The sequence below is a fragment of the Leeuwenhoekiella sp. LLG6367-2.1 genome (assembly GCF_045055775.1).
GTDB classification, from domain to species: domain Bacteria; phylum Bacteroidota; class Bacteroidia; order Flavobacteriales; family Flavobacteriaceae; genus Leeuwenhoekiella; species Leeuwenhoekiella aequorea.
Genome location: NZ_CP159331.1, coordinates 2,692,552 through 2,712,354, shown reverse-complemented (window position 1 = coordinate 2,712,354; position 19,803 = coordinate 2,692,552). Strand labels below are relative to the sequence as shown.

Annotated in this window: 11 protein-coding genes; 5 read left to right on the top strand and 6 right to left on the bottom strand. The window is 36.7% G+C overall.

The genetic code is table 11. The annotated features are described in order from the left end of the window. The first annotated feature begins 72 nt into the window (after nt 1-72). The 5 genes from ABVM53_RS12180 to uvrA all read left to right on the top strand — a co-directional run bounded on the left by ABVM53_RS12180 (nt 73) and on the right by uvrA (nt 6,896). Nucleotides 73-270, top strand: a complete 198-nt coding sequence (locus ABVM53_RS12180; protein ID WP_405326408.1) for a hypothetical protein — start codon at nt 73-75, stop codon at nt 268-270. Between the two features lie 102 nt (nt 271-372). Beyond that, nucleotides 373-1,224: an NAD(P)H-binding protein gene (locus tag ABVM53_RS12175; RefSeq protein WP_405326406.1), complete on the top strand. Its 852-nt coding sequence runs from the start codon at nt 373-375 to the stop codon at nt 1,222-1,224. A 355-nt stretch (nt 1,225-1,579) separates the two neighbouring features. Then, nucleotides 1,580-2,794, top strand: coding sequence for an ATP-binding protein (locus tag ABVM53_RS12170; RefSeq protein ID WP_405326403.1), 1,215 nt, complete (start codon nt 1,580-1,582; stop codon nt 2,792-2,794). A gap of 102 nt (nt 2,795-2,896) precedes the next feature. Beyond that, entirely contained in the window at nt 2,897-4,333 is a 1,437-nt protein-coding gene (locus tag ABVM53_RS12165) for an amino acid racemase (RefSeq protein WP_405326400.1), read from the top strand. 37 nt (nt 4,334-4,370) lie between these two features. Beyond that, nucleotides 4,371-6,896: an excinuclease ABC subunit UvrA gene (gene uvrA, locus ABVM53_RS12160; protein ID WP_405326397.1), complete on the top strand. Its 2,526-nt coding sequence runs from the start codon at nt 4,371-4,373 to the stop codon at nt 6,894-6,896. A gap of 42 nt (nt 6,897-6,938) precedes the next feature. Here uvrA and ABVM53_RS12155 read toward each other — a convergent pair whose 3' ends face one another. The 6 genes from ABVM53_RS12155 to ABVM53_RS12130 all read right to left on the bottom strand — a co-directional run bounded on the left by ABVM53_RS12155 (nt 6,939) and on the right by ABVM53_RS12130 (nt 19,783). Further along, nucleotides 6,939-8,663, bottom strand: a complete 1,725-nt coding sequence (locus tag ABVM53_RS12155; RefSeq protein WP_405326394.1) for a beta-N-acetylhexosaminidase — start codon at nt 8,661-8,663, stop codon at nt 6,939-6,941. Between the two features lie 4 nt (nt 8,664-8,667). Next, complete coding sequence (locus ABVM53_RS12150) at nt 8,668-10,095, bottom strand: carbon starvation protein A (protein WP_405326392.1); 1,428 nt, start codon at nt 10,093-10,095, stop codon at nt 8,668-8,670. A gap of 39 nt (nt 10,096-10,134) precedes the next feature. Further along, on the bottom strand, nt 10,135-11,895 hold the full coding sequence (locus ABVM53_RS12145) for a RagB/SusD family nutrient uptake outer membrane protein (protein ID WP_405326389.1): 1,761 nt from the start codon (nt 11,893-11,895) through the stop codon (nt 10,135-10,137). 10 nt (nt 11,896-11,905) lie between these two features. Continuing rightward, nucleotides 11,906-15,058 (bottom strand): SusC/RagA family TonB-linked outer membrane protein, encoded by a 3,153-nt coding sequence (locus ABVM53_RS12140; protein ID WP_405326386.1) that lies wholly within the window; start codon nt 15,056-15,058, stop codon nt 11,906-11,908. A 263-nt stretch (nt 15,059-15,321) separates the two neighbouring features. Further along, a complete protein-coding gene (locus tag ABVM53_RS12135; RefSeq protein ID WP_405326383.1) occupies nt 15,322-18,381 on the bottom strand; it encodes a chondroitinase family polysaccharide lyase in 3,060 nt (1,019 codons plus the stop codon). Between the two features lie 10 nt (nt 18,382-18,391). Next, on the bottom strand, nt 18,392-19,783 hold the full coding sequence (locus tag ABVM53_RS12130) for a Gfo/Idh/MocA family protein (RefSeq protein ID WP_405326380.1): 1,392 nt from the start codon (nt 19,781-19,783) through the stop codon (nt 18,392-18,394). Nucleotides 19,784-19,803 lie beyond the last annotated feature (20 nt).

The following is a 19,803-nucleotide window of genomic DNA, read 5'->3' as shown; positions in this document are numbered from 1 at the left end:
TACCACTTTGACCCGCCTTTTACCTTGTGGTAGTTGCCTATGATATAGAAATTTGCTTTAAAATATAAAACAATGAGCACAATAGCCATATGCCCTACTTGTGGGAGCAAATCAAGAATTAAAGAAAAAGAAGGAGAAACAATATATACAGCTGTTCAGGATGACGAGGCTTTTAAAAAAATAGGTCAAATGAAAAAAGCAATGGAAAAATTTAAAAGTAAAGCGGAAGCCCTGGAGAAAGAATTAGAAGCATTGAAAAGTCAGCAATAATACTTGATTTATTTATCTTAATTTTTTGACTGGATTACAACATCCAGTCTATCATCTGCGCATTTACCTTAATGTGTAAGTACTAAACAAATAATAACAACTATGAAAATTGCCGTTACATCTGCCAGTGGGAAATTAGGAGGCGCTATTATAAAAGCTCTCATACAAGAGATCGGTAAAGAAAATGTGGTGGGTATTGCACGCAACACGGCAAAAGCTGCACATTTAGGCGTAGAAGTGCGTAAAGGTGATTATAATAATCGCGAAGATTTTAACGAAGCATTGCAAGGCATCGATAAAGTCTTATTGATTTCAGGTATGGACAAACCGGAGAAACGCATAGCACAACACCAAAATGTAATTGAAGCTGCCAAACAAAATGGCGTTCAAAAAATGGTGTACACCAGCATTATTGGTGATGAAAAAAACACCGCTTTTAGTCCAGTAGTACAGAGTAATCGCCAAACTGAAGATGATGTGCGCAATTCTGGTATGGATTTTATAATTGGCCGTAACCGTATTTATATTGAACCAGACCTAGAGTATATTGATACCTACATAAAAGAAGATGGCATTATAAATTGTGCAGCCGATGGCAAATGTGGATATACCAGCCGTCAAGAATTAGGTTATGCTTATTCTCAATTATTATTGAATGATAATTTAAATGGTAAAACGCTGAATCTGGTTGGTGAGGGAATTACGCAAAGTCAATTGGCAGATTATATAAATCAAGTGTATGGCACCACACTCTCTTTTAAAAACATATCTGTAGAAGCGTATAAAGAAGAACGTCAAAGCGCCTTAGGTGATTTTTTAGGAACTATAATCGCTGGTATTTACGAGGGAATCCGCAATGGAGCTAACGATGTAACTTCTGATTTTGAAACTGCCGCAGGCCGCCCACACAAAAGTGCTTTAGAACTTATTCAACACAATCGCCTCGCCAATTAAAGGCATTCACAGAATATCATTAACCTAAATAAAAATTGTTTCTTAGACCTCTTTTTTTGAATAGAGATTTAGTATAATATTGTTTGGCAAAAGAATGATTTTCAAAGTTTTCCATGGACATATTCTAAAAACCGATATTGCCAAGGTTGTGCAATAGTTTTATTAAAACTGCTAAGTTTTACGCAACTCAAAAAGAGCACGGGGTTTTAATTATAAAATCATTTTATACACGTGAGTGAATATTAAAATCCTGTACATTTTCAGTATTCAAAATGGGATGCATATCCGTTGTCCTCCTTATAAACACGTACACTTTGATAAATAAATAGTATTTTTATTTATCAATCTCTATTCGATGAAATCAACATTACCGCAATCACTACAAAACGATATTTACAACATAACGCAAATTAGCGCAGTTCCTTCAATTTTAAATATCATTTGTAAATCTACCGGAATGCGATTTTCTGCCGTTGCTCGCGTAACAGATAACAAATGGATTACTTGTGTATCTCAAGACGAAATAGAGTTTGGTTTAAAAACAGGCGACGAACTTGTTTTAGAAACCACAATCTGTAATGAAATTAGGCAGCATTCAGCTCCGGTAATTATAGATGAGGTTAGTAAAAGTCCAGAATTCTGCAATCACCATACACCCGCACGTTATGGTTTTCAGAGTTACATCTCCTTCCCTATTTTTAGAAAAAATGGCGAATTCTTCGGAACGCTGTGCGCAATTGATCCCGAACCAGCAAAACTAAATAATAATGAAGTTCGTGATTTATTTGAACTCTATACACAACTAATTTCCTTTCATTTAGATGCGATTGAGGAAGTAAACGAACTCAATACAACACTTCAAGAAGAAAAACATATTGGTGAGTTGAGGGAAACTTTTATAGCAGTTTTAGGTCACGATTTAAGAAATCCTGTAGGTACTACAAGAATGTGCGCAGATATCCTTTTACAAATGGATCTACCTGAGATAGCTAATCGCCAGGCAAGCACCATAAAATCTACGTCCTATAGAATGCAAGGGTTAATTGACAATCTTCTGGATTTTGCCAAAGGACATTTAGGCGACGGTATTAGATTAGAATTATCACGTAATAGGCAAGCTTTAAAGAAATTATTACTTCAGGTTTCTAAAGAAATAAAAACTGTAGACAGTAACCATTCTCTTCATATAAATATTGATTTAAAAGATGATTTTGAATGTGATTTAAATAGAATAGGTCAGCTGTATTCTAATCTCTTAGGTAATGCGATAAAACACGGGGCAGCAAATATGCCTATCGACACGCAGGTAATTACAGAAAATGGAATGTTCAGTTTAGCTGTAACTAATTCGGGGATAAAAATTCCTGATAAGAAAATGGCGGATTTATTCAAGCCCTTTTTTACAACTAATGCTACCAATAATAAATCAGGTTTAGGTTTGGGACTTTATATTTCTTCTGAAATTGCGAAAGCACATAACGGTAAAATGGAAGTTCTATCTACCGTTGAGAAAACACAGTTTAAATTTACAATGCCGATTAAAGCTGTGGTAAATAAGATAGGTTTGTAGTCAATATTCACACGAGCTTCTCTAGTACTAAACACCTCCAATTAATTATAAAAATCGGCTAAGTAATAAGACTGATCAATATCTTTGACTTAATTTTATTTAATGGAAAAGATTGCAGTTATTGGAGGTTTAGGCACTTTATCAGGTGGTGATTTATTACTTAAATTACTCAAAAACAAAGAAGTGCTTAAGAATCAGTCTAAGTACTACTTTTCATTTGAGCAACAACCTTATAAGAAAATGGATGTTCCTTTGTATCATGAAAATGATATAAAATCGAGAAAATTCTATGCTTTTTCTATTTGTAAAAATTTTGAACAAAAAGAATTTTCTAAAATCTTGTTACCTTGTTTTGCAAGTCATTCTTTTCTAAACGAGTTACAGGAGGAGGTTTCACTTCCTATTGTCAATATGTTTGATGCGCTTTCTTACTATTTAAAACTAAATTATAAGAAGGGTTCAAAAATAGGCATACTAACATCAGATTTTGTCAAAAACTTACCACTCATAACTACTTATTTTGAAGATTATGAGCTTGTTTTCCCTCAAAATCAAACTGCATTAATGGATGCTATTTATGGTACTCACGGTATTAAGAATGGTTATCTCGACGGGTTGCCATTAGAATATATCTATGAGGAATGCAACCAATTACTTCAAGCTGATTGCGATGTGATTTTGCCGTGCATAACCGAATTATCATTAATTACAAACCAACTTTGGAAAAGGGGAATTTCAATCATCGATGTGAATCAGGTTTATGCAGATTACGCTTTAAGCACATCAGCTTCAATTTCAGCACCGCCATTTAAACTTGGTATTGTGGGTGGAGTTGGACCTACTGCTACGGTAGATTTTATGAACAAGGTGATTCTTAATACACCTGCCCATAAAGATCAGGATCATATAAAAATGATTGTAGATCAAAATCCCCAAATTCCAGATAGAACTGCAAACTTGATTTATAATGAAACAGATCCTACAATCGCTCTGTTTTCAACTTGTAAACGCCTCGAAGCAGCCGGCGTAAATGCAATTGCCATTCCGTGTAATACTGCACACGCGTATGTAAAAGCTATACAGAGCCATCTCAAAACTTCTATCATTAATATGCTTTCGGTAACAGCATCGCATATTTCGGAAAACTTCGGAAACAACGTTGTTGTAGGTTTACTAGCTACCTCAGGAACTGTTGCGAGCCGAGTTTATCATCATGTTTTAAACGAATTTGGTTTTGATGTTTTAATTCCTGATGAAACGCATCAAGATCTCGTTATGGAAAGTATTTACGGAAAAGATGGTGTAAAAGCGGGTTTTGTAACCGGCAATGCAAAGAATAACATTTTGCAGGCAGCAAATTATCTAATTACGCAGGGTGCAGATATACTCATTTTAGGGTGTACAGAATTACCACTACTCTTTCCTTTAGAAAAGGAACTTGATCATCAAACAAAAACTGCAAAACTTATTGATCCTACTTTAATTTTGGCAAAAGAAATTATCACCTTGTCAAAAGGCAGCCCACAGTTATCCAACTAAAATACGCATTGGTATATTTATTGCACCTTCGCTGTTTATGGGCAAGATAAATAATGATAATGGCTTTGTAACAGTTAGCGGAGCAAGACAAAATAACCTAAAAGATGTTTCTCTTAAAATACCACGGAATGCGCTCGTAGTATTTACAGGAATATCTGGATCCGGAAAATCATCATTGGCTTTTGGCACTTTATATGCTGAGGCACAACGACGTTATCTTGAGTCTGTTTCTCCTTATGCCCGCAGACTTTTTAATCAAATGCCCATTCCCGAAGTAGATTCTATAGAAGGCTTACCTCCTGCTGTAGCCCTACAACAGCACCGAAGCTCGGGGAGCAATCGCTCTTCTGTAGGATCTGTTACAACGCTATCAAACCTGCTGCGTATGCTGTACTCGCGAGCGGGAGATTATCCTAAGGGACAATCTATTTTGTATGCAGATTCTTTTTCAACAAATACGCCTGAGGGTGCTTGTACTGAGTGTCACGGTTTAGGGAGTATTTATGAGGTTACAGAAAAGAGTCTGGTTCCAGATGATACGTTAAGCATTAGAGAGCGCGCTATCGATGCCTGGCCAAAAGCCTGGCAGGGAAAAAATCTAAGAGATATTTTGGTAACATTAGGTTATGATGTTGATATCCCGTGGAAAGATCTTCCGCAGAAACAGCGTGACTGGATTCTTTTTACAGATGAGCAGCCACAAGTTCCGGTTTATAGAAATTACAATCGGGAGCAAGTTCAGCAAGCTATAAAAGATGGCCTACAACCGAGCTATAAAGGCACATTCACTGGCGCTAAAAAATATGTCTTACACACATTTGCAAATTCACAAAGCGCCTTGATGAAAAAAAGGGTGTCTAATTATATGGTTAAAAGTGAATGCCCGGTATGCAATGGTAAAAAATTACGGAAAGAGTCACTTTCTGTCACATTTGCAGGGTATGACATTGCAGACATTTCTCAATTACCCCTAAAAAAATTAAATGTGATTTTTGAACCTTATAGTAAGGGTAGTGCTCCTGCCCTAAAAAAAATTGCTATAAGCCATAAAGAGAAAGCTATTGTGGCACAACGTATTGCAGAAGACCTTGTAAATCGCGTTGCAGTACTATTAGAATTAGGTTTAGGTTATTTGTCATTAGACAGAAATACTCCTACACTTTCTCCCGGTGAGCATCAGCGTTTGAGATTGGCTACTCAAGTACGCAGCAATCTATTTGGGGTGGTTTATGTTCTCGATGAACCCTCAGCAGGACTGCATCCGGCAGATACAGAGGCATTATTGAGCACATTAGATAAACTTAAAAGTGGTGGTAATTCGCTTTTTATTGTTGAACACGATCTGGATGTCATAAAACACGCAGACTGGATTGTAGATGTTGGTCCAGAAGCTGGTTCTGCAGGCGGAAATATTATATATAGCGGTCCCCCAGAAGGGTTACGCCAGTGCACAGAATCTAAAACTCGGAAACACCTTTTTAATGAGCACCCGTTAGTTACAAACAAGGTATTCTCACCAGCAGGATGGCTGGAATTGAACTCTATTTCAAGGAACAATCTAAAGAATATTGACGTTTCATTTCCTTTAGGGGCATTAACTAGCGTTACCGGTATTTCTGGATCTGGAAAGAGTAGTTTAGTAAGTCAGGTGCTCGTTGATTTAATGAAAGTACATTTAGGTCAAGATTCTAACGATCAAATAGAAGACGAGGAACACTATGAAGTTGTAAATAGTACAGCGTCTACATCAGGTACAATTGCAAACGGTGCAACTAGTCTGAAAAGAATGGTTGTAGTTAATCAAAAGCCTATAGGTAGAACTCCTAGATCTAATCTGGCTACATACACTGGTTTTTTTGATGTGGTGCGAAAAATATTTGCTTCGACTCCCCTTGCAAAATCTAAAAAATATAAAGCTGGAAGATTTTCTTTTAACGTTGGGAAAGGGCGCTGCACTAATTGTGATGGAGAAGGTTTTGTAATGGTCGAACTTTTGTTTCTTCCAAGTGTTTACGCATCTTGTCCAGTGTGTGAAGGTTCTCGTTACAACCCGGAAACTTTAGCAGTTACTTATAAAAATAAAAATATTGCTCAGGTTTTAGAAATGACTGTTGACGAGGCTCTTCTGTTTTTTGAAGAGGACGATCGGGTAAACCGTACATTAAAGGTGCTACAGGAAGTAGGTCTTGGTTATTTGCGATTAGGACAACCCGCAACCGAACTCTCAGGAGGCGAGGCACAACGTATTAAATTAGCTAAAGAACTTCAACGCCTAAATCGCGGAAATACTCTTTATATTCTTGACGAACCGACAACAGGATTGCATCCTACAGATGTAGAAAAATTGCAATTACAACTAGAAAAACTAGTTGAAGCTGGTAATACTGTTATAGTAGTTGAGCACGATATGCAAATAATTGCATCCAGTGATTGGGTAATTGATATGGGACCCGGAGCAGGAAATGAGGGTGGAAATGTTGTCATAGCAGGAACTCCTGAAGAAGTTTCAGAAAATCAAATAAGCAAGACAGCGTCATTTTTAAAGAAAAAATTAAGCCGGTAGTTTTTAAAAACTACCGGCTTAATTTGACATTAATGCTATTTACTATTCAAATACGTGCTTCGCGTAATTTAAATTACGGTCTTCGTAATTCTTTTTAAAAATATCCAGTCGTTTTAGGAATGACTTATAATCTTTAGTCTGCTCCTTGGGTGACCATGCTACTTCAGAAAGTGCAGTCATTCTAGGCAAAATCATATATTCTGCGTATTCTGGTGTACTTATATATTCGGTCCACAGGTTTGCTTGAATACCTAAAATATTTTTTTCTTCTTCCTTGGTTAGTTCAGATGGAATAGGTTCAAAAGTGTACACATCTTCAACCGTATTTGGTCCTCTTCCTCCTATTGTAAGCGGTTCGTTTATAGTGTCATTAACTTGATAATAATCAAAATAATAAGGTTCTCTGGGTGTCATAATCACGTTCTGACCTAGTTGAGCCGCTTCAATTCCACCGGCAACACCACGCCAAGACATTACCGTGGCATTGGGTGCTAAACCACCTTCAAGAATCTCATCCCATCCTATAATTTGTTTTCCGTTCTTATTTACAAAACGTTCCATATGCTGAATGAAATAACTTTGCAACTCTTCTTCATCCTCTAAACCTTCATTTTTTATTTTTTGTTGGCAATGCGGACATCGTTCCCAATTATCTTTAAGACATTCATCACCTCCAATGTGGATATATGACGACGGAAATAATTGCATTACTTCGCTTAATACATTCTCATAAAACAAATAGGTGCTTTCTTTTCCGGCACATAAAACATCAGACTTTATACCCCAGGATTCTTGTACAACTTTCTGGGTTCCTGAATTCATTTTCTCTTTTGTTAATTCAGAAATTATATTATCATTCATTTTTGTTGGTTCTTCTGGGAAACAACTTAAAAATGGATAAGATGCAATAGCTGCACCATTATGACCCGGCATATCAATTTCCGGAATAATTGTAACGTGTCGTTTTGCGGCATAAGCGACAACCTCTTTAATCTGCTCCTGACTGTAAAAGCCTCCGTGTTTTTTATTATCACTTTTATCACCCGGAGTTCGGCCTATCTCTGTACCATTACGCCACGCTCCAATTTCAGTAAGTTTAGGATATTTTTTAATTTCTATTCGCCATCCCTGATCTTCGGTAAGATGCCAATGAAACGTATTCATTTTATGTAGAGCAATTAAATCTATAAACTGTTTTACAAATTCGACATCATAAAAATAGCGTCCGGTGTCTAACATCATTCCACGATAGGCAAAGCGCGGCTCATCTTCAATAGATAATGCAGGAATTACTGTATATGATTTGCTGTCTATTACAACTTCCTGAACCAGCTGTCTCAATGTTTCCACACCATAAAAAAGCCCTTTTGTAGTTTTTGCTTTTATTTTGATCGCATCATATTGAATATCTAAACTATAGCCTTCTTCAGCCTTTACCTCATCAGAAATTTCAAGTTGTATTGCGTGTGTACTTTCCGAAGTGGTTTCTATTTCTACATCTGCGATTTCTTTCAGCATATGTTTTAAATAATCAACTTCATTTGAGGCACTACTATCTGCTTGTATAGATGTTTTATTGTCTAGTACAAAAACGCCGCTTTTAGTCTCTATTTTTTGGGGCGCCGGAATTATCGTATACAAATCTGCATCTACCTGAACAGATTTAAAATCCTCATAATCGTTTGAAGTGCAACTAGAAATTAGAAGACTTAGGAGTAAACAACAACTGTACAGTACACTGTTGTAATTATTTTTAAATGCTATCATACCATTATTTTTTTTCTATTTTTTTTATTTTTCTTACTATAAGACCACAAATTATAAGTGTTGAAATAGCTCCTAATGCATATGCGATTGTATTATCTAGTTGCAAACCTTCGGGAGCTAGTAAAATATAAGTTGTACATACCATTGTCATAAAAACAGAAGGAATTAAAACAATCCAGTAATTCCTTTTGCGTTGTGCCAGATATATCGTTATCGTCCAAAGAACCATCGTGGCTAGTGTTTGATTACTCCAGGCAAAATAACGCCAGATAATATCAAAGTTTACTTGGGTTAGAGCTATGGCAATTACAAATATTCCTATGCTTAAAAACAACCTGTTTTTAACTTTCTTCTGATCATATTTAAATGAATCTGCAAGGATTAATCGTGCAGATCTAAATGCGGTATCTCCAGATGTAATGGGAGCTATAACAATACCTACAAGTGCGAGCAAGCCGCCATATTTTCCGAGTAAACTATAGGTGATTTCATTTGCTGCCCAGGCAGCATTATAGTCATTTGCAAACATCGCCTCGTTTAAGCCAGAAACTCCTCTAAATACTACCATTGCTGCTGCAGCCCATATTAATGCCACAATACCTTCGGTAATCATCGTACCATAAAAAATGCTGCGCCCTTGTTTTTCGCTGGTCATACAACGAGCCATTAAAGGGGATTGTGTCGCGTGAAAACCGGAGATCGCGCCACAACTAATTGTAATAAATAACATAGGAAAAATAGGAGTGTCCTGAGGCTGTAACGTCCCATTTTGAATACTGGTCCAAGAAATTTCTGGGATTTGATAATCATTAATAAGAAGTGCAACAAATAATCCTAATGCCATAAGTACCATAGCTATACCAAACACCGGGTATATTTTACTTATAATTTTATCTATAGGCAATAGCGTCGAAATAATGTAATACCCTAAAATGATACCTATCCAGACTTGAATTCCAAGCATATTCTGGGTCATCCCATCAATAATTTTTGCCGGGCCCACAATAAATACGGTACCCACAAAAATTAGAAGTACAAATGAGAATATTCTAACAAGGTATTTGCTTTTATTCCCCAGATAAACACCCACGACTTCACTTATACTCAACCCATCATTACGCAGGGATAACATTCCTGAAAAATAGTCATGAACTCCACCAGCAAAAATACTTCCTATTACAATCCAGATAAATGCAGACGGACCATACATCGCTCCTGAAATGGCCCCAAATATGGGGCCCAATCCAGCAATATTCAAAAATTGAATTATAAATATGCGCCACCTGGGTAACGGCATATAATCTACATTATCCTGTAATCTAATTGCAGGAGTAGTGCGAGTTGCGTCTACTTTAAACGTACGCTCTACAAATTTTCCGTAGGTATAATAACTAATTACCAGTACAACTATTGAAATACAAAAGCTTATCATAACTAATTAGTTAGTATTTCTAGAAACAATTATTAAAATTTAGTATCCTGTATTCTGAGTAAGATTCGGATTCAACAAGCGATCTTCTTCAGGTATTGGAAATAAATATTGACGTTCTGGAAATGTTGTTACATTAAGCGTACGGCAATATCCTGCATTTAGCAAGCCTGTAAAGTCTGGCAATCCGTCTTCATCGATTTGTGGTGTTTGACCCCAAAACCAAAGATCTTTGTCTACAAGATTATCCATTAAGGGACCCGTAGGAGGCGTATCTGTATTAGCATCTGCTGTAACATTTAGCAAACCATATGTGTAGCCCGTTAGCGCCTTTTCTGCAAGTCTCCAGCGTATAAGATCCATATATCTACGCCCTTCAAAAGCTAGCTCTGCTCTACGCTCACTACGCACTTTATAACGCAGTTCTGCCTGATTTGTAGTTGTTATTTCTGGATTTGTAAATGGTGAATTTGCATAGGCTCTGTCACGAACGCTATTTAATGCATTTAGGACACTCTGATCGATCTCGTTTAGTTCAATTTTGGCTTCAGCGTACATTAAAAGAACATCTGCATATCTCATTATAATTAAATCGGGATCTGTTCTATAATCTTTCCAATCTTTAGTAACTCCTTTTTTAAACAAGAGTCCGTTAAATGCTGCGAAAGCTCCTATCGATCGTGTGTCTTGGTTTCTAATGTCTATATTATTTTCATAATCACGAACTAGTTTAGCATTAGGATGTGGATTATGCTCAATATCCATAAAATTAGATCCAGAATCTGGTTCCAGACCATCGCCATCTTCTAAAGAACCAAATGGAGCTATAGTAGCCAGCAAACGTGGATCTCTATTTTTAAACGGATTTTGAGGGTCAAATAAAGGTGATTCATCTATAGGCAAACCATCGACGCACTCATAGGATGCCAATAATTCCCATGTAGGATTACGCCCGGCATAACCCCCGTGATTTCTTGGTAAAAAATCGCGCACATTATCATTACGTATGATATTTAAATCTGTATTACGCGGAATATGAAAAATCGTTTCCTTTGAGTTTTTTGTAGTAGGCTCAAAAAGCTCTGCATAATCTTCATACAATTCGTACTCTCCAAGATTTATACAATTTTCAGCAGCGGTAGCAGCTATTTGAAAATCACCCATATATAAGGCTAATCGTGCTTTCATTGCATATGCAGCTCCTTTAGTAGCATACTGCAAACCATTATAGGATACTGGAAGTGTAGCAGCTGCGTTATCATAATATTCATAAAGTTTAAGCTTTATTTCCTCTTTAGGAGTACGTGCTACTTCAAACGATTCATCTACAGTGAGCTCTTGCTCATAGAAGGGTACATCACCAAAATGTGTGATTAAATAACTATAAAACGACGCTCGTAAAAAGTTTGCTTCTCCAAGCAACTGGCTAGACTCTGCTTCGGTAAGTACGGTTTGATTCTCAAGTTCATTAACAACAACAAGTACACGAGCAATTCCTTTGTATAAATTAGACCAGTCTGTATTTGATTTTGCATATTCAGAGCTCACATTTCCTGCCTTGATTGCATTAAGCACATCTCGACGTTGCCAGTCATCATCCATACCCTCGTAAACCTCATCAAGAGGCCAAAAAACTTCTCGATAGCTTTCATTTAAAGATTGTCTAAACTGATCTTTAGTCTGGTACCAGGTTCCCGAATTAGCAGCGTCCTTTTGTGTAAGATCTAATTCGGTACAGGATTGTAAACACAAACCACTTAGAATTAGAAGCGTATAAAATGTATTGAATATATATTTTTTCATCTCTATATTTTTAGAAGTTAGCTTTTAAGCCTAAAATGAATGATTTTGTAATTAAATATCCACTTTGCTGTTCGGGATCTATACCGTCTGGTAAACTATCAAAAGTGAAAAAGTCATTACCCGATGCAAATACTCGAAGGCTTGTAAAAGGAGCGTTAGGTATTGCACTTGCAGGAAGCGTATATCCTAAGGTTATATTCTTAATACGTGTGTAAGCTCCATTTTTTAACCAGAAGTCTGAAAATCTATAGTTGTTACTTGAAGAGCTTTCTGATAAACGTGGATATTCTGCTTGTGCATTTTGTTCTGGCGTATTGTAATTGCTGTAATAATTACCATCATAAATACTGTTTACTGCTTGCCAGTTATACAAGAACGGACGGATGTAATTTTGCGCCAAATAGAAGCTTTGTTTCCCTACACCTTGAACTGTAAGTCCAAAATCAAAATTTTTGTAGTTAAGATTAAGTGTACCACCATATTGGTATCGTGGTAAAGAACCACCTAGATGTTGTTTATCTAATTCGTTGATCACACCATCTGGCACACCATCTGGACCACTTATATCTTTATATCGAATATCACCGGGACGTACCGCTGCGCTGGTAACAGCAGAATTATCTACTTCAGCTTGAGTTTGATAAATGCCATCAGACACATAACCATACCACGTTCTAAATTCTTTGTCCTGCTCAGAAATTACATTTCCGGAGATTAAGCGTTTTCCGTTTATATCACCTACAACAGATTTTGAATCAAAAACATTTGCAGAAATCGAGTATCGTAAATCGCCTATGCTATTGTTATAAGAAAGTGCAAGTTCCCAACCTTTGGTATTCATACTTCCCACATTTACCGTAGGATCTTCGTATCCTATTAATGACGGAATACTTAAATTAAGTAGCATATCTTCGGTATCCTTCACAAAGTAATCTGCAGTAATAGAAAGCGAATTATTAAACATCGATAAGTCTAGACCTACGTTTTTTGAAATTGTGGTTTCCCAAGTAACATCTTCTACAGCAAGAAATCGCTGGGCTGCAGAGCGCACTGCTTCTACATTGCTTCCGTTTGCGATCAAAGCATTGCTAAATTGTAATACAGATAAATATAGATAGTTACCTAATCTGTCATTTCCTAATGATCCATAAGATCCTCTAAACTTTAAGAATGAAATGGTCTCACTCAACGGACTCATAAACTCTTCATTAGACAATACCCAACCCGCAGAAATAGAAGGGAATGATCCCCATCTGTAATCTTTACCAAAACGGGACGAGCCATCACGTCTTACATTAGCCTGCAAATAGTAAGTATCGTTATAATTGTATGCCATTCTTCCGAAGTAAGAGACATACGCATTTTCTGAAATTGTAGTCCCATTATCAAAAACACCATCTAAAGGCGCCTGATTAAGATAGGGATAATCTGAACTTACAAACTCATTACCACGTACACTTAACGTCTCATAATCTGCATTAAAATCTTCATAACCCAATACTCCGCTTAACGCATGTTTACCAAACTCTTTATCGTAGTTAATAAGTGCCTGAGTCGTTAACGTATTGTCATTTGTACGGTTCTCTAACAGATAATTCTGGCTTGCATTATGTCCTGAAATATAAGCCGGAACAGCGGTTTGATTAGGATCATCAAAATCATAATAAGGTACGGCTTCATTAAAGAACTTGTATTTATTGAAGTTAAAGTTAGGCGCTAGATTTACCGATAACTTAAGATAATCTGTAGGTTTGTAGTAAGCACCTATCTTACCATAAAATAAATAAGATTCACTTTTCTGAAATCCTCCATTTTGTACAATTGCATAGGCATTCTCTCCAGATTTACCTCCTGCAATACGTCCATCTTGCCATACAGCAGCATAGTTAGGACCGGAGTTTAGAGCTAACTCTGTAGGATCAATTACGGGATTATTGTTTGTGGTAAGCTTCACAGCAAAATCAATATTTGCCCCTATCTTATCTGAAATTTTTACATCATTATTTAAACGACCTGTATATCTTCTCCAATTGCTGTTGTCGTAAAGTGCATCCTGGTATTCATAACCCATCGTAAAACTGGATTTAATTTTTTCAGAACCACCGCTTACGGCAATGTTATGGCGGTAACCATAAGAGGCATCATTAAGGATAAGATCTTTCCAGTCTGTATCTGGAAATTGATCTGGATCTAATAAATGATTTGCATCGTAGTTTGCAATATAATCTGAAGCCCAAGTAGGATCTTCAACACCTGTATTTCCGTTATCATTCCACGCTTTTTCATTATCCATTTCAAAATAACGGGTAACACTTACATTTTTGCGGCTTTCGGTAGGTGTATTCATAATAAATTCGCCATTGTAAGACACTTTATAAATACCCTCTTTACCACGCTTTGTTGTAATAATTATAACCCCTGCAGCTGCTCTTGAGCCATACATTGCAGAAGAAGCACCATCTTTTAAAACAGAAATACTCTCTATTTGATCTGGGTTTACATCATTAATATTATCAACCGGCACATCATCAACTAGAATTAATGGTGAGCTATCACCCTGCAGTGTGGTGATACCCCGTATGTTTATTGTGTTTCCTGCTCCTGGTGCACTGCTACTGCGGGTAACACTAACACCGGCAACGGCTCCTTGTAAAGCATTAGAAACATTAGTTACATTTCTTGAAGTGATATCATCACCTTTTACCACACTTATAGAACCAGTGATATCTTTTTTAGATTGAGTTCCATATCCTACTACAACAATCTCCTCAAGACTTGAAACATTCTCTTGCAGATTTACCTGGATCTCCTTCTTACCCTCAATCGGAATTTCTTGCGACAAAAAACCTACATATGTTATTTTAAGCACAGCATCTTCAGAAGATACATTAAGACTGAATTTACCGTCAAAATCGGTTTGTGTTCCAGTGCTTGTTCCTACCTCCATAACAGTTGCTCCTGGCAGCGGCACCCCGGTGTTATCGAGCACAGTACCAGTTATTAAAAAAGATTGTGCATTGTTTTGCATAGAAAAATTACTTGCTGCTGCAAATAAGTTTTCTTGTGCTAAGATCACCATCACTACCACCAGTACTAAATGGACAGGAATTTTGAATTTGAAAAAATTGACTTTGAGACAATTCCGAATTGCAGGTTGATTCATAATTTGTGTTTTTAGATTTATATTGGTGTTGATTTTTCTACAAATAATAATTAAAGCTCTTCTTAACAAAATGTAAAAGGGGACCATTTTCAATAGCCTAGACAGCAGCTACTTTGTTAATATTTTACTAATCTACTAAATATTTTTTAAAAATGTGTTCGAGCACATAAGTTTTTTTTGATAATTAGCGAGATTTATTTGTTATTGTTATGTTATAAAATTGTTTGCTAGTATTTAACGCACATAAATACTAATGAGCGTCTTTATTTTGAGAGATGAAGTGTATTTGTGGCTCCATCTTTTACAGTAATTCGTATCGTGGTATTTGATTCTGAATGATCTATACTCACTTGCTCATTTTTTGTATCTAGCTGCCATATACCTTTTATAGTAGCTTCAAACCTTAACTCGTGACCTTCTCCCGGTGTTTCTATACCTTCTACTGTTTTAAAATTTAAATCTGGTTGCACAATACTTACACTAATATTTTTTGCATCAACCTCTTTGATCATAAGCATTGCGGGATCACTTACGCTTTTTAATAATCCGTTATTTACTTGATATTTTTCATCAAAGACTACATAACCGGTTGTGTTACTCTCTCTATCAAAAACAATATGTGCCTGCCGGGTTGCATTCAATATTTTGTAGCTCGAATCTTTAAAGTTCCCATTTTCGATTTGTGCCAATCGGCTTTGAGCGCTGAAGGGATATATTACATATTGATACGATGCGTCTTTAGGTGCTTTACCGTGATTTATATAAGCAACTCCATAATCTCCAGAAGTTTCCTGAACACCATTTCCTTTGGGATTCATTTTACCCGTATTTATAGAATATTTATTGTGATATGATTTTTGATTAGTTTGTTTGAGATGCACCTTACTTGCAGATAAAATGTGATACGCATTTTTATATGCATCGATTAACCATCCATCCTTTGCCGTACTTTTCCACGAATTAGTAAAAGGTGATTTTTGTACTGTGCCAGTAACATCAGCATATATAGATCTGGTAGCTTGGTTTAAATTATTCTGAAAAAGTACCGTCTCAACATCGTGATTCTCGTCTATACTATTAATAGAACTTCCTATGCAAATCAATTTATCTCCGAAAGAAAAAACAGATTTATGAGCTTTTAATTTTCCCGGGAAACTATAAGTTCCGCGCTGGCCATCTGCATTTGAGCCAGAACTTTCATCCAGAATCATTGCAAATACTCCGTTACCATTTTGTTGTACTGCTCCTGCAAAGGTTTGATTTGATTTAAACATCAAAAGTGATAAATCTGATTCCAATTCTTCTAATGGCAAGTAAATTATAGTAGCCCCTGGATATCTATTCCAGTCCCAACCCAACTGATTAAAGCCGCTTTTTTCTTCTCCTTTTTCAGAAAGTAGTTGTATTGTTCCATTTGCAGGGTATCTTCCGTAGCGATTAGAAGCTATATAAATTTCTGATGCCCACACATACTTACTATATCCCTTTAAAATAGCCGCCCAGTCATTTCTCCTGTGAATTGCTGTTGCCGCATAGGGTAAGGTATGATAACCCGGAAGCTCTTCTGCCTCGAGATTGTAGTTATTCTCTAGTTCGTTTTGCATTTTAGGATTACCACTTCCCCACAATCTCAAATATGCACTTCCAAAATCGGTATCTATAGTTGAGGTATGTTCTGGGTTACCGGAAAAAATCATATCTCTAAACTGAGGTTCTAAAAATTCTATAGAATTGTCTTCAAGTGGATGTCTTCCTGCATTTGCAAACCCAAAATCATAGGTATTGCTATATAATCGTGTGGTAAGTAATGCTTTTTTAAAGTTTTGATGCCCGTCTGTTCCTATTTGATAGCGGGTGCTTGCAAGCGTTCTAAACACTTTAGGTAAATTCTTAAATGCGCCCATACCATAGGCAGGATAATGCCCTCCATGATGCCAGGATGTACCGTCTTTTTTAAATACCCCATGTGCATCATCCTGCGCCAGGGTAATTGACATATACTGGCTGTATTTTTCTAGTAAAGCTGCGATCTCATTGTAATCAGATCGCATGTAAATAATCATCAAATGATAAAACGACTGCGTATTAAAGTAATCGATATTGGCTACGAAGTCATTTTCATCTGCAAGAATTTTACCCAGATTAAAAACCCATTGCATGCTATCTCCTACCTCATTTAATAACTGTGCATTTTCTAGTGGTTTCCGCATAATAAAAAAAGCAACAGCAATGTCTTCTAGGCTATAGCCTATATGATGACGCGTTCCTCCAGAAGAGCCTGCCTGCCATCCCTGATCTAAAAAATAGCGTGTCGCATTAATAAAATATTCCGAAACTCTTTCTTTAGTTTCAGCATCAGCGATTGTATAAATTTCTGCGAGTTTAAGCATGATTTGCCCCAGACGATGAACTTCGATATAATCTTCATCATATTTAGGTGTCTCCTCAAAATAAGTCTCACCATTTCTAAAGGTGACCGGTCTACCTTTTACGGTCTGTCCCACATCGAGATCTAATTTATCATAGGCAGCAGTAGCAGAACGTAATTTTGCTGTGATTGTATCTTTTATTTTTAAGCGCTCTTGTAATCGGTTTTCAATCGCTATTAAATCTGCTTGTGCTTCGGAAGATATTTTAGTCACCTCAAGATTTTTTATCGATTGATAATAGGCTAATGACGGCATCCAGTGATCTTGCTCTGCAGCAAAATCGGTTTTAATAAAAGGAACTAAAAAATCTGGATATGCGTAGCGATCATCCTGATATTGAGAAAAAACTATATCATCAAAATAGATACTTCCCGCAACTACATCGATTGCTTGAACTTTAAAAGAATTAAAATTAATCTGTGTATTTCGCTCAGGAGTATCTCCTTCCATTTCATAATAAGGAACCCAAATCGTTCTCCAGCCTGTAAATTTTAGGTTAATATCAAACCATACCTGATCTCTATTTTCTGAAGTTCCGTAGGAGAACCGGAGTTTCCCCTCTTGGGGTTGCTCGTTATAAATGGATATACTTGTAGTGGGACTATTCGGAAAATAATCTCCATATGCCAGTGGACTTTCAGCTTCACTAAGTACGCTAAATCCGGCTGTTATATAACTCTTATTTTCAAAATTCCATTTTAAGGAAGCCTTACCAAAGTGATAATGGTTATCACTTAGAGTAAGGCTACTAGTTGCATCACTGCCTAGTTTTGAAAGTTCGTTCTCATTTTCAAAAACTAATTTAATAGGTTTTAAATCCTGAGCATAAAGCCCAGGAAACCAAATATTCACCAAAATAGAGATTAAAAAACCTATTAAGCAGTTTGCATGCATAAACATTGTTCTATTTATAATTTACTGATGTGTTTCCCGCTCCCTGTAAACCTATATCTACGGGTTTATTTGATTTCCAGTTGCCTCTTGTAAAATCTGGAACATCGACAGAGTTAGATCTGTTTGCTACAGACTGTTCACTTAAAGTTCCTACAGAACTCCACAGTGCTGCATCATACACATCTTGATCAAGAGGTAAACCATTGCGTAAACAATCAATAAGCCTCCAGTCCATTATAAAATCCATTCCTCCATGGCCACCTATTTTTTTAGCAAGGTTTCCTACTTTTTTGACTAGTTCGGGAGTATATTTCTCTTCAATACCTGCCATTTCTTTCTCGGTAAGCCAAATATCGTTTACAGCTACTTTACCGGGTGTAGGCCATTTCTGAGCAAAAGCTTTGGTGCCGCTTACCATATGAATTCGTGAATAGGGTCTTGGCGAACTCACATCATGTTGTACCATAATACTTCTCCCCATTTTAGTTTTTATGAGCGTTGTATTCATATTTCCTCTGAAATTTTTATTTGCATAATCAGAAAAAAATGGATCTGTACCTGCTCGCTGTTTTGCTCGCTTCTGCATATCAAAATCTGCAGAAGAGAGAGAATTTAAGTAATCCATACGGTCCCCACGATTAATATTCATAATCTGGCAAATAGGACCTAAACCGTGAGTAGGATATAAGTTTCCGTTGCGTGTAGCATTTTCTTCCAGACGCCACATACCCTGGTAACCTTCTTCTTTATCAAAATTAAGGTCAAGCAGATTGTGAATGTAGGCTCCTTCCCCGTGTATAATATCTCCAAAATAATTCTGACGAGCCATATTGAGAGTAAGCAACTCAAAAAAGTCATAGCAACAGTTTTCAAGCATCATACAATGCTTTTTAGTACGTTCTGAAGTTTCTACCAGTTCCCAGGCTTCGTCAATGGTTTTTGAGGCAGGCACTTCTACAGCAACGTGTTTTCCTGCTTCCATAGCATAGACAGCCATTGGCGTATGCCAGTCCCAGGGAGTAGCGATGTAAATTAAATCGATATCATCGCGATCTACCATTTCTTTCCAGGCATAGGCACTACCCGAATATAAATCGGGGTTATGCTTAGTACCTTCTAATAAGGCTTTAGATTTTAAAACACTTTCTTCACGAAGATCACACAAGCCTTTTATAGAAACTCCTTCAATAAGACTCATACGCTTCACTGCACCTGGGCCACGCATTCCCAGACCTATAAAACCTATGCGTACTTCATCTAGTTTAGGTGCCGAATAGCCAGACATATTAAATGAAGAAATACCCGGCACTGAAGATTTAGAACCTGGAAAGGTTAAATTAGCTTCTCGGGCTAAAATAGAACCTCCCATCAGACCTACAGCTCCGATAGAGGTTAACTTCATAAATTTTCTTCGATTATTTT

Excerpts from the sequence above, each read along its gene's own strand:
- ABVM53_RS12170 (WP_405326403.1), top strand. The coding sequence starts at position 1,580 with ATGAAATCAACATTACCGCAATCACTACAAAACGATATTTACAACATA.
- ABVM53_RS12140 (WP_405326386.1), bottom strand. The coding sequence starts at position 15,058 with ATGAATCAACCTGCAATTCGGAATTGTCTCAAAGTCAATTTTTTCAAA.
- ABVM53_RS12155 (WP_405326394.1), bottom strand. The coding sequence starts at position 8,663 with ATGATAGCATTTAAAAATAATTACAACAGTGTACTGTACAGTTGTTGT.
- ABVM53_RS12175 (WP_405326406.1), top strand. The coding sequence starts at position 373 with ATGAAAATTGCCGTTACATCTGCCAGTGGGAAATTAGGAGGCGCTATT.
- ABVM53_RS12150 (WP_405326392.1), bottom strand. The coding sequence starts at position 10,095 with ATGATAAGCTTTTGTATTTCAATAGTTGTACTGGTAATTAGTTATTAT.
- uvrA (WP_405326397.1), top strand. The coding sequence starts at position 4,371 with ATGGGCAAGATAAATAATGATAATGGCTTTGTAACAGTTAGCGGAGCA.
- ABVM53_RS12145 (WP_405326389.1), bottom strand. The coding sequence starts at position 11,895 with ATGAAAAAATATATATTCAATACATTTTATACGCTTCTAATTCTAAGT.
- ABVM53_RS12165 (WP_405326400.1), top strand. The coding sequence starts at position 2,897 with ATGGAAAAGATTGCAGTTATTGGAGGTTTAGGCACTTTATCAGGTGGT.
- ABVM53_RS12180 (WP_405326408.1), top strand. The coding sequence starts at position 73 with ATGAGCACAATAGCCATATGCCCTACTTGTGGGAGCAAATCAAGAATT.
- ABVM53_RS12130 (WP_405326380.1), bottom strand. The coding sequence starts at position 19,783 with ATGAAGTTAACCTCTATCGGAGCTGTAGGTCTGATGGGAGGTTCTATT.
- ABVM53_RS12135 (WP_405326383.1), bottom strand. The coding sequence starts at position 18,381 with ATGCATGCAAACTGCTTAATAGGTTTTTTAATCTCTATTTTGGTGAAT.